Source organism: Collimonas silvisoli (assembly GCF_018305005.1).
In the GTDB taxonomy this organism is placed as follows: Bacteria; Pseudomonadota; Gammaproteobacteria; order Burkholderiales; family Burkholderiaceae_D; genus Collimonas; species Collimonas silvisoli.
The window spans coordinates 1-10,995 of the sequence record NZ_JAGQEG010000135.1 but is presented as its reverse complement, the minus strand read 5'-3'; the positions used below and the strand labels follow the sequence as shown (position 1 = coordinate 10,995).

9 protein-coding genes are annotated in these 10,995 nt (G+C 60.1%); 2 read left to right on the top strand and 7 right to left on the bottom strand.

What is annotated here, in order from left to right:
* Positions 1–226 precede the first annotated feature (226 nt).
* Together KHU33_RS24090 and argH are read right to left on the bottom strand one after the other, a co-directional pair.
* Complete coding sequence (locus tag KHU33_RS24090) at positions 227–1,435, bottom strand: MFS transporter (RefSeq protein WP_211467711.1); 1,209 nt, start codon at positions 1,433–1,435, stop codon at positions 227–229.
* Between the two features lie 151 nt (positions 1,436–1,586).
* Positions 1,587–2,981, bottom strand: coding sequence for an argininosuccinate lyase (gene argH / locus KHU33_RS24085; protein ID WP_211467709.1), 1,395 nt, complete (start codon positions 2,979–2,981; stop codon positions 1,587–1,589).
* A 108-nt stretch (positions 2,982–3,089) separates the two neighbouring features.
* On the opposite strand from argH, the gene KHU33_RS24080 reads away from it, so the two are divergent.
* Together KHU33_RS24080 and KHU33_RS24075 are read left to right on the top strand one after the other, a co-directional pair.
* Positions 3,090–4,208 (top strand): sensor histidine kinase, encoded by a 1,119-nt coding sequence (locus KHU33_RS24080; protein WP_211467707.1) that lies wholly within the window; start codon positions 3,090–3,092, stop codon positions 4,206–4,208.
* Positions 4,209–4,231: 23 nt separating this feature from the next.
* Positions 4,232–5,020, top strand: coding sequence for a LytR/AlgR family response regulator transcription factor (locus KHU33_RS24075; protein ID WP_211467705.1), 789 nt, complete (start codon positions 4,232–4,234; stop codon positions 5,018–5,020).
* Positions 5,021–5,031: 11 nt separating this feature from the next.
* On the opposite strand, the gene KHU33_RS24070 is transcribed toward KHU33_RS24075, so the two are convergent.
* From KHU33_RS24070 to wrbA, 5 genes are all read right to left on the bottom strand, one after another.
* A complete protein-coding gene (locus KHU33_RS24070) occupies positions 5,032–6,372 on the bottom strand; it encodes a DUF1501 domain-containing protein (protein WP_211467703.1) in 1,341 nt (446 codons plus the stop codon).
* 17 nt (positions 6,373–6,389) lie between these two features.
* Positions 6,390–7,955 (bottom strand): DUF1800 domain-containing protein, encoded by a 1,566-nt coding sequence (locus KHU33_RS24065; protein ID WP_211467701.1) that lies wholly within the window; start codon positions 7,953–7,955, stop codon positions 6,390–6,392.
* Between the two features lie 133 nt (positions 7,956–8,088).
* Entirely contained in the window at positions 8,089–9,501 is a 1,413-nt protein-coding gene (locus KHU33_RS24060) for an FAD-binding oxidoreductase (RefSeq protein WP_211467699.1), read from the bottom strand.
* Between the two features lie 438 nt (positions 9,502–9,939).
* Positions 9,940–10,341, bottom strand: a complete 402-nt coding sequence (locus KHU33_RS24055; RefSeq protein WP_211467715.1) for a DUF2069 domain-containing protein — start codon at positions 10,339–10,341, stop codon at positions 9,940–9,942.
* A gap of 26 nt (positions 10,342–10,367) precedes the next feature.
* Complete coding sequence (wrbA, locus tag KHU33_RS24050) at positions 10,368–10,976, bottom strand: NAD(P)H:quinone oxidoreductase (RefSeq protein ID WP_211467713.1); 609 nt, start codon at positions 10,974–10,976, stop codon at positions 10,368–10,370.
* Positions 10,977–10,995 lie beyond the last annotated feature (19 nt).

Below are 10,995 nucleotides of genomic sequence, written 5' to 3'. Positions count from 1 at the left end.
GGTGCCTCCTGAGCTTCAGCCATAAAATGGATCGCGTCATCAAGCATGGACGCAGGTTAACAGCCTCCAATTGCGTTTACAACACTTAAAAACAAAAATGCCGTTCAGTCTTAACTGAACGGCATTACCCAAGGAGCGTCGCGTTTTTACACAGTCTGGGCCGATTTCAGCCGATCGAAGTCGCAATTTATCGAAACGATATCCTGCGACTGGGAATGCGCAGCAATCAACCGCCCACCTCTTTCTGTACCCGCCACGACAATGGCAATGTGAACAGCAGGATCGCCGCCAAGGTTATCAACGCAGCGGAGACTCCGGCGACGTCGCCCAGTCGGCCAAACAACACGGGTGACAGCGCCCCGCCACCTATGGTGCAGGTATAGAACAGCGCGAAAGCTTGCTCGCGTTTGCCTGCGCTGGCCAATTCCGGTACCACGCCGTACAGTACCGAAGACGTCCCGTTCAAAGCAAGTCCCAGTAGCGGCAACATCGCCATCATTCCGAAAAGCGGTAACCACACCGCTAGCAAGATCAATAGGGATGTGGCGGACTCCGTTATCCACACCGTTTTCATCATGCCGATGCGCGCCCCCAGATAGCCGCAAAACAATTTGCCGAACGCGCCGCCAACAAACAAGAGCGACAGCGCGAAACCGATACCTGCTGTACCGGCGCCTTTGCTTTTCAATAAGAATGGCAGGAAGGTGAGAAACCCCATCCGCACTGCGCTGTCCAGGGTGCCGGTCAGCAGCAGCGCACGTAGCCCGCTAGCCGAACCAGTTCCGGTTATTGCCTTGGCGGCTTTCCCCTTGTTGGATGCCTGTTCGTTCCGTGCCGGAATAAGCCACCACAGCAGACCGGCCGCGGCCAGGCCGAGCAGGCCCATCAGCGTGACGCTGGTCTGCCAGCTCACGACCACCAGCAATAAGCCCACCAGCCCGGGTATCAGCGTCTTGCCGATGTCGCCGGCAAAGTTGTACTGTGCCAGCGCTTCCTTGACCCCACCACCTGCCTCATGCGTATCGGTCACCATCGAGGACGCCAGCGGGTGCTGAGGACTGGCTCCCAAACCACCCAGCAACAGCGCAATCAGCAGTACCGGGAGGCCTCCGGCCTGACCAGCAATCAGGTATGCGATGCCGGCCAATGCCGTTCCTCCCACCAGCATGCGTTCTCGCCCCCAGCGTTTTGCCAGCCGACTGGCCAGCAGTTGGAAGCCGGCCATCATGCCGGAATAGGATCCGCGTAACAGTCCCACTAGCGCGTAACTGATGGAAAATTGCGCTTGCCAGATAGGCAACAGCACATAGATGAGGTCGGTCAGGCCGTCATGTACTGCGTGGGCGCCGCAGGCTGCAATCAGGGAACGGCGACGGACGGAAGTATCGGCGACGTCCGAATCACGGGAAATTGATACAGCTTTCAGATTGGCCATTATTCTGAGTGCGGGAAATTGAGATGCGGCTGGCCGGTTTCAGCTAGTTGCATGGCGGGCCGAACTAGACTTGACCTGACAGGCACTGTCAGGTCAAGTGATGAGCTAGTACAAGTTAACGTTTGAATGAGCGCTTGATTCAGTATTTGACTCAGGCCAGTTGCTGCCGCAGATGCTGGATCGCCAGCCGCACCTGGCGCGGTGCGGTGCCGCCGATATGATCGCGGGCCGCCACCGAACCTTCGAGCGTCAGCACCTGGAAAATGTCGTCGTCGATCAAGGGCGAGAATGCGCGCAGCTGGTCCAGCGACAAGTCGCTCAGGTCGCAGCCCTGGTCGACGCAACTGCGCACCGCACGCGCCACGGCTTCGTGGGCGTCGCGGAAAGGCAGGCCTTTCTTGACCAGGTAGTCGGCCAGATCGGTCGCGGTGGCGTAGCCTTGCAGGGCGGCGGCGCGCATCGCTTCCGGCTTGACCGTGATGCCGCGCGCCATGTCGGCGAAGATGCGCAGCGTATCGGTGAGGGTATCGACGGTGTCGAACAGGGGTTCCTTGTCTTCCTGGTTGTCCTTGTTGTAGGCCAGCGGCTGGCCTTTCATCAGGGTCAGCAGGGCAATCAGGTGGCCGTTGACGCGGCCGGTCTTGCCGCGCGCCAGTTCCGGTACGTCGGGGTTTTTCTTTTGCGGCATGATCGAGGAGCCGGTGCAGAAACGGTCGGCGATGTCGATGAAGCCGATCCGTGGGCTCATCCAGATCACCAGTTCTTCCGACATGCGCGAGATGTGGGTCATCACCAGCGCGGCGGCGGCGCAGAATTCAATCGCGAAGTCACGGTCCGAAACCGCATCCAGCGAGTTGCGGCAGACGTCGTCGAAGCCGAGGGTGGTCGCCACGCGCTGGCGGTCAATCGGGAAGGTGGTGCCGGCCAGGGCGGCGGCGCCCAGCGGCAGGCGGTTGACGCGCTTGCGGCAATCCTGCATGCGTTCGGCGTCGCGGCCGAACATCTCCACATACGCCAAGACGTGATGGCCGAAAGTGATCGGCTGCGCGACTTGCATGTGGGTGAAGCCGGGCAGGATGGTGTCGGCGTGTTGCTCCGCCAGATCCAGCAGCGCCAGGCGCAGTTCGCGCAGCAAGCCGCTGATGTCGTCGATGGCGCCGCGCAGATAGAGGCGGATGTCTGTTGCGACCTGATCGTTGCGCGAGCGGCCGGTATGTAGCCGTTTGCCGGCGTCGCCGACCAGCTCGGTCAGGCGTTTTTCGATGTTCAGATGGACGTCTTCCAGATCCAGCAGCCATTCGAATTTGCCGCCGGCGATTTCGCTTTGGATCTGGCTCATGCCTTGCTGGATCGCCGTGTAATCTTCAGCGCTGATGATTTTTTGATATGCCAGCATCTCGGCATGGGCCAGCGAGCCCTGGATATCGACTGCGGCCAGGCGCTTGTCGAAAAAGACCGAGGCGGTGTAGCGTTTGACCAGATCGGAGACCGGTTCGGAAAAACGAGCCGACCAGGCTTCGCCTTTTTTGGAGAGTTGTGCTGTCATAATTGGGCTTTGAATCGTGCGTTAGGGATAGCAATGAATTATGCGATTATAAATCACCGCCTCTTAAAGCCCAGTCTTACTCACTCTTAATTGTACTTACGCCAACTAATGCCCGCCCCGACACCATCCGATCAGATCGCCGACACTGCGCTAGCGCAACAGCCCAGTGCCGTTGTGATTCCCGACGGCTGTAACCTGGGCGTGGTGTTTCGAACCCTGATTGCGGTGAATCTGGTGGTGCTGGTGGCGATTCTGTTACGCAGCGACAGCTTGATGGCGGCGATTAACGGTTTTGTCGAATCGGCCATGCTGATCGAACCGGCTTGTTTCCTCTCGCTGGCGATATTGTGCGGCCTGCATCGGACTGCCCGCCAGCTGCCATTGGTTGCACAGCGCGTGCTTTGCGCGCTGGCGCCGTCGCTGGTGACGCTTGCGGTGATCAGGTTATTGTCCGGCTTCGACTGGTTTCTCAACGGCTTTTCTCATCTCGGCGCCACCGGCGGCACGCTGCTTGCCGCATTGGTGGCGGCGCTGTTCGGCGCCGCGCTGCAACACTATTTCGAGTTGCGCGCTCGGGCTTTTTCGCCGGTGCTGGTGGAAGCCAGGCTGCAAGCCTTGCAGGCGCGAATCCGGCCGCACTTCCTGTTCAACAGCCTGAACGCCGTGCTGTCGCTGATCCGCACCGAGCCGCGCCGGGCCGAAGCGGCGCTGGAAGATCTGGCGGATCTGATCCGGGTTCTGATGCGCGACGGCCGCGCCATGACCACGCTGGAGAAAGAAATCCGCCTGTGCCGGCAATATCTGTCGATAGAAAAAATACGCCTTGGCGAGCGTTTGAAAGTGCAATGGGAGCGCGCCGGCATCAGCGACGAGGTGATTTTCCGGGCGCAGATTCCGACCCTGCTGCTGCAACCGCTGATAGAAAACGCCGTCCATTACGGGGTCGAACCCAGCACCGAACCGGCCTTGATCCGGATCCAGCTCAGCCATTCGCTGGAGCGGATTGAAATCGTCATCACCAATCCTTACAATCCGTATAGCGGCAAGGGCGTGGCCGCGCTGCCGGAAGGGAATCAGATGGCGCTGGAGAATATTCGCGAGCGGCTGGCGCTGCTGTACGATGTCGAAGCGCAATTGACCACCGCCACCAGGCTCGGCCAGTTTGAAGTGCGCGCCGTTTTTCCGTATGTCAAAGCGGCCCTGGCCAAGCCGCAGAGCAGCAGATAAAAAATCAACAACATCTTATTTCCATGATCCCCCGTATATTTATCGTCGATGATGAAGCGCCGGCACGCGCCAGATTGAGCACGCTGCTGTCCGATATCGTGGCCGAGTGCCCGCATTACCTGGTGGGCGAAGCCGGCCATGCGCAAGCTGCGCTGGAAGGGATTGCCGCCACCGCACCGGATCTGGTTTTGCTGGATGTGCAAATGCCTGGCATGAGCGGTTTGCAATTGGCTGAACAGTTGCTTAACAATGCTGGGAGCACCGAACCGCCCCTGATCATTTTCGTGACCGCCTATGACGACTACGCTTTAAGCGCATTCGACGTCCAGGCTTTCGATTACCTGGTCAAGCCGGTGCGCGCTACCCGGCTGGCGCAAGCCATCGCCCGCGCCAGCCGGGTGCGGCAGCAAGTGCAGGCGGCGCCGGCAGCAGGATCGGCCACAGCCCGGCCGCGCCAGCATTTCGCGGTGCAGGAGCGCGGCCGCATGCTGCTGGTGCCGATGAGCGAAGTGCTGTATCTGAAGGCGGAACTGAAATACGTCACGCTGCGCACCAAGACCAGGGAATACCTGATCGAAGATTCGCTGGTCTCGATTGAAGAAGAGCTGGCGGCGTACTTTGTGCGCGTGCATCGCAACGCGCTGGTGGCGCGCCACGCCATCAGCGGCGTCGAACGCGTGATGCATCTGCCGCATAGCGACGGCGATGGCGAGAAGCCGCAGGAAATCTGGCAAGTCATCTTGCGCGACATCGATCATCGGCTGCCGATTTCGCGCCGCCAGCTGGCCGAGATCAAGAGCCTGGTGCGCTAGCCTCACGCCATCTACACCAGGAAATTCAAGGCGTGAGCGTTGCCTGCGGCATATTGCGGAAACAGCTTTTGCATGGCCGGGTCGCCGATCCGCATATGTTTTTCCGCCAGCGTCGCCAGCACCGCACGGAAGTCGGTAGTGATCGCAAGGTCGCGTCCTTCGTTGAGAGACTTGTCGTCGATGCCCGGCCATTGGCCGTAGATACTGCGGCCGCGCACATTGCCGCCTAGCAGCCACATGGCGTTGCCGTGGCCGTGATCGGTGCCGCCGTTGCCGTTTTCGCGGAAGGTGCGGCCGAATTCCGACATGACCACAATCACCGTATCGTTAAAGGCCGGCCCCAACTCACGCGCCAGGGTGGTCAGGCCGTCGGCCAGCGGCCGCAGGCGGTTGGCTAGTTGGCCGTTGCCGTTGCCCTGGTTGGTATGGGTATCCCAGCCGCCGACGGCGATAAAGCCGAGCCGGATGTCTGGATTGCTGCGCATCAGACGGCCCAGGCGGGCGGTATCGATCGATAAGCCGTTCGGCAGGGGCGCACCGTTGTTGGCCGCCTTTTGCTCGCTGCTGCTGGCGTCGGCCATCAATTCCTTGCGCGCCGAAATGCCGTCGCGATAGCTTTTGCCAAGGGCCGCGTCTTGCGCATACAGCGCAGCATAAACCTGGTTGACTTCAGGCCGGTCGATCAGGGTTGGCCGGGTAGCGTCGCGGCCGGTCGGCATGTTGGCGACCACCGCTCTGCCGGTCAGGATGCGCGGTACCGATTCGCCCAGGGTCAGGGCTTGCATCGGCGATGAGGACGGTGGCATAACGCCCAACATGCGATTCATCCAGCCGTCGCGGGTATTGTGCTGGCCCGGAGTGCCGGTTTCCATGTAATCCTGCGCTTCGAAATGCGAGCGCGACATGTCGGGCGATCCGGAGGCGTGAACGAAAGCCAACTGACCGCCGTCCCAATACGGTTGCAATGCCTGCAGCGCCGGATGCAGGCCGAAGTAGCCGGTCAGGTCGATCGCGCCGTTCTGGGTGCCGGGGCGGGATACAGCAATCCCCGGCCGCGCCTTGTAGTAATTGTGATCGCCATGCGGCACCACCACGTTCAAGCCGTCTACCGCGCCGCGCAGAAACACCACGATCATGCGCGGCGTGCCGTCGCCTGCGGCGTGGGCGCGCTGCAGCGGGCTGCCATACGATAACGGGCTGTCGCTGACGACGGCCGCGGCGACCGGAGGAGCTTTGGCTTTTGCCTGCGGCTTGCTTGCAGGAGCCACAACGCAGCCGGACAAGCCGACCGGAATCAGGATCGCGCCAGTGGTGCTCAAACCCAGATGGCGGATGAAATCACGACGGTTCATAGCATGGCTCCAATGGGCTATCTTTTCATGAAATCCGGGCTGCCGAGTATCAGGCCGACCTGCAGATTGGCGGGCGCGGCGCTGACGGTGCTGAGACTGTGCGGCGTCAGCATCGGACTCAGGGTTTGCATCAGTTGCTGCGGATCGACAGCGACGGCGGTGGCGGTATTGGGCGCGGGAGTGGCTGGCGCCGATCCTGCTGCCATCGCGGCTGCGGCTGCCGGCGGCGGGGTTTCAGCGCGTGCTATCGGCGATTTGCCGTTGCTCAGGCCGTTGACGAAATTGATGCGGCGGAGCAGGGCGTCCGGATTGAGCCAGGCTTCTTCGGAAAATTTATAACCTTCCGGCGTCAGCCAGCCATATAGCGGTTGCCCGAGCTGATTCAGGACGCCGTCGATCGGCTTGACATTGAGCACCGGCGTCGCCGTCGCACGCAGCGAGGACACCACGTATTGATATGGCGTCTTGAACTTGGTTTGATAATTGCTGCGGGCCCAGAATTCGGGGCTGTCGAACAGTGCATGCAGGACCGCCTTGATGTCGCCATTGCTGCTCAGGAAACGGCGCGCCAGCTTCTCGGTCAAGGCCGGTTCGGGCTGGTCGGAAACGAAATACTGGACCAGCTTGGCGGCAATGAAATGCGCAGTGGCCGGATGGCGCGCCAGGATGTCGAGCGCCTGCTCGCCTTCCTGGTAGCCGCTGCCCTTGATGGTCTGGCCGAGGAATAATTTGTCGCCGCCATCGTGGCGGCGCGGGTTGAAGGTGAAAGCCGGCTGACCGTCTTTCATGCCCTTTTCGTCGATGGTCCAGCCGGTCAGGATGCGCGCCAGGGAAATCACGTCGGCCTGGGTGTATCCGCTGTCGACGCCCATGGTATGCAGTTCCAGCAATTCACGGCCGTAGTTTTCGTTGAGCCCTTTGAAGCGGCCCTTGGCTTCCGGCGTGTTGACGCCGCTGCTGAGCCAGTTGTCGAGGTAGTACAGCATCGCAGGATGATGGGCAACCGCACCCAGCAACTGGCGGAAGTTGCCCAGTGCGTTGGGCCGCAGCACGTCTTTTTCATATTCGCCGTCCCAGTAGCGCACCCATTCCTTGCCTTCGAAGACGTTGAAATGGTTGAACCAGAATTCGGTCATCACTTCCTGCAATTGGCGCGGACTTTCAGTGGCCAGCCATAAGCGGGAAAAATGCGTTTGCGGCGTGATGTCCTTGTTGGCGCGCTGGCGCGCCATATTCTTTTCTTCGGGAGTGGCGGTATTAGGGGGGAAGGAGGGCGGGCCGTATTGCTGGTAAAGCTGGGTTGCGTTTAGTTGGTAAGTCGGCAAGGCGGATAGTTTGTCGGTCAGCTCGGCCGGCATCGGCAGGCTCTCGGGATTCAATTGCTGCTCGATATAGCGTTTGACGCCGATGTGCCTGAGCGCATCGACATCGCCGGGACGCGGGCCATAGGCCAGCCGGTTGAGCACGTGCAGCGCTTTTTCAGAATCGTTCAGCGGCGCTTGCTCGGTCTGCGCATTGGCGTTGAGCGCAGCCAAGCAAGCTAGCAGCAACGCGATCGATAGTAAACGAGGTCTGGTTGACATGGTCCGCCTTCTGCAATTTGTCTGCTTACACCTTCGATTAACGTCTTGCCGGCGACAGGCGCATACAAGGTTGGTGTAACAGATTGTAATTGTAATGCGGCAACATTGACGGCATGGGCAGCTGTTTTTCGAGTCAGATGACTTTGCCCGGATTCATCAGATTCAAAGGATCGAGCGCCCGTTTGATGGTTTTCATCAGCGCCATTTCCACCGGCGATTTGTAGCGCAGGATTTCTTCGCGCTTGAGTGCGCCCAGCCCGTGTTCGGCCGAGATCGAGCCGTCCATGCGGTCGACGCTGTCGTGCACCAGGCGATTGATGTCGGCTTGCTTTTCTATGAATTGCTCGGCGGAAGAGCCGGTGGGCGGCGAGACGTTGTAGTGCAGGTTGCCGTCTCCCAGGTGGCCGAAAGTGACATTGCGGCAACCGGGGAAATGTTCTTGCAGCAGGGCGTCGGTGACGTTGATGAATTCGGCGATGCGGGAAATCGGCAGCGAGATGTCGTGCTTGATATTCTTGCCTTCCTTGGCTTGCGCCGAGGAGATGCTTTCGCGCAGCTGCCACAGCGCGCGCGACTGTGCGGTGGAGCTGGCGAGCACGGCGTCCTGGCAGATGTCCTGTTCGAGTGCGGCGCCGATCACGGCTTCCAGCAGGCTGTTGGCGTGCTCTGCGGATTCGCTGTCGGACAGTTCCAGCAATACATAGTGCGGATGGCGCTGGTTAAACGGGAATGGCAGTTGCGGGAAATGTTTGGCGACCAGTTGCAGGCACAGATCTGACATCAGTTCGAAGCCGGTCAGGGTGGCGCCGCAGCGCTCTTGCGCCAGGCTCAGCAGGTCTAGCGCGGCGGCTGGCGTTTGGATTGCCGCCAGTGCGGTCAGTTGGGCTTTGGGCTGCGGGAATATTTTCAGCACGGCGGCCGTGATGATGCCTAGCGTGCCTTCGGCGCCGATGAACAGGTCGCGCAGGTCGTAGCCGGTGTTGTCTTTGCGTAGTCCGCGCAGTCCGTGCAGGATTTCGCCTTGGGCTGTCACTACTTCCAGGCCCAGGCAGAGTTCGCGGGTGTTGCCGTAGCGGAGGACGGCGGTGCCGCCGGCGTTGGTCGACAGGTTGCCGCCTATGGTGCAGCTGCCTTCGGCTGCCAGTGACAGGGGCAGCAGGCGTTGTTGGGCGGCGGCGGCTTCCTGGATGTGTTGCAGGATGCAGCCGGCTTCTACGGTGATTGTGTGGTTGAGCGGGTCGACGGCGCGGATGCGGTTCAGGCGTTTGAGGGAGAGTACGATTGCTTGGCCGCTTTGGTCGGGGACGCTGCCTAGTACCAGGCCGGTGTTGCCGCCTTGGGGGACGATGGGGATCTGGAACTTGGCGCAGAGTTTTACTATGGCTGCGACTTCGGCGGTGTCGGCGGGTTTGACGATTGCCAGTGCCTGGCCGGTGTAGCGTTGGCGTTGGTCGGTCAGATATGCGGCCTTGTCGGCTTCGTCGGTGAGTACGTGGGCAGCGCCAATAGCGCTGCGGCAAGCATCCAGAAATTCAGTGTTTTTCATCTCGTAATTTCGGCGAAAGAGTTAAATGGGGTCGGAGTTTTTTTTCGCGGTCTTTTGCGAAAATTACTCTGACCCCATTTAACGGACTACGGAGTACGTGCGCTGGTGTTCGATCAGCGGTTAGAGTGTAACTAAAACGTTTTCTACTCCGTAGATACACGCCGGGGGTAGCCCGGCAGCTACTCACTTTCTTTTGCTTCGCCAAAAGAAAGTAAGCAAAGAAAAGGCGACCGCAAAGCCGTTGCCTTCCCTTCGGTCAGGTCCCCAAATGTGTCAACTGCCATTCGGGAGGAAAGACCAACTCGCCTGCGGCTCAAACATGTCTTCCCTCTTTATCCGAATGGCAGTCGCCACATTTGGCAACGTCTCAATGCGGAATTCAGGTCAACTGCAACAGCAACGTCAAAAACAACCGCAACTTCACCTGTTAATTTCGTACTATTGCGACGCCTTCTTGATTGCCTGCTTGGCTACTTCCTTGGCCGCTTTTTTGTAAGGCCGCAGGTAAAAGATAGTGCATAGGAAAAAGATGGTGCTGAGGGCGACTTCCAGCCAGCCGAGCCGGCTGGATAGCAGGTTGCTGTCGCTGGTGGCGCGGACTATGCCTTCGGTGAAGTAGATCAGGATCAGCATCGAGGCCCATTGCATGGTGTAGACGTCGCGCTTTAATACGCCGCGTAGCGGGAATAGTAGCGGCACTACTTTTAATACCATCCAGGAGCCGCCTGGGCGTAGCGGCGCCAGCAGTAGTTCCCATGCCAGGCCTAGTGCGATCAGGGCCAGCAGGCTGCCGACTGCGCCGAAATAGAAGAAGCGCGGCTGGCGTGCAGCATGTGGCAGCGGGTGGGTCGACGTGCTGCCTGGTTTCAGTTTGCAGTGTTGAGTTTGGCATTCAACTTCAAGGCGGTTTCTGCCAGGCGCCGGCCTTGGGCAATCGCCAGGGTGCGGCTTTCGGCGGAAATCGGATGGGTGCCGTTCATGCCGGACCAGTGGCTGGCGCCGTACGGGGTGCCGCCGCTGGCGGTTGTCATTAATTCCGGCAGCGTGTAGGGTAGGCCCATCACCAGCATGCCGTGGTGCAATAAGGGTGTCATCATCGACATCAGGGTCGATTCCTGGCCGCCGTGCAGGCTGCCGGTGGAGGTGAATACGCAAGCCGGTTTGCCGGCCAGGGTGCCGGCCAGCCATTCAGTGCTGGTGCCGTCCCAGAAATATTTCATGGCGGCGGCCATATTGCCGAAGCGGGTTGGCGAGCCCAGCGCCAGGCCGGCGCATTCATGCAGATCCGCCAGTTCGACATACGGCGCACCTTCCGCCGGGATGTCGGGGGCGCTGGCTTCGATCACGGTGGATACTGCCGGCACCGTGCGCAAACGTGCTTCGCAACCGGTTACAGAGTCTATTCCATGGCCGATCAATTCGGCCAGTTTGCGGGTCGAACCATGGCGCGAATAGTACAAAACCAGAAGCGGCATGATTTTATTGGTAATTTTG

Excerpts from the sequence above, each read along its gene's own strand:
- KHU33_RS24060 (WP_211467699.1), bottom strand. The coding sequence starts at position 9,501 with ATGAAAAACACTGAATTTCTGGATGCTTGCCGCAGCGCTATTGGCGCT.
- argH (WP_211467709.1), bottom strand. The coding sequence starts at position 2,981 with ATGACAGCACAACTCTCCAAAAAAGGCGAAGCCTGGTCGGCTCGTTTT.
- KHU33_RS24075 (WP_211467705.1), top strand. The coding sequence starts at position 4,232 with ATGATCCCCCGTATATTTATCGTCGATGATGAAGCGCCGGCACGCGCC.
- KHU33_RS24070 (WP_211467703.1), bottom strand. The coding sequence starts at position 6,372 with ATGAACCGTCGTGATTTCATCCGCCATCTGGGTTTGAGCACCACTGGC.
- KHU33_RS24065 (WP_211467701.1), bottom strand. The coding sequence starts at position 7,955 with ATGTCAACCAGACCTCGTTTACTATCGATCGCGTTGCTGCTAGCTTGC.
- KHU33_RS24080 (WP_211467707.1), top strand. The coding sequence starts at position 3,090 with ATGCCCGCCCCGACACCATCCGATCAGATCGCCGACACTGCGCTAGCG.
- KHU33_RS24090 (WP_211467711.1), bottom strand. The coding sequence starts at position 1,435 with ATGGCCAATCTGAAAGCTGTATCAATTTCCCGTGATTCGGACGTCGCC.
- wrbA (WP_211467713.1), bottom strand. The coding sequence starts at position 10,976 with ATGCCGCTTCTGGTTTTGTACTATTCGCGCCATGGTTCGACCCGCAAA.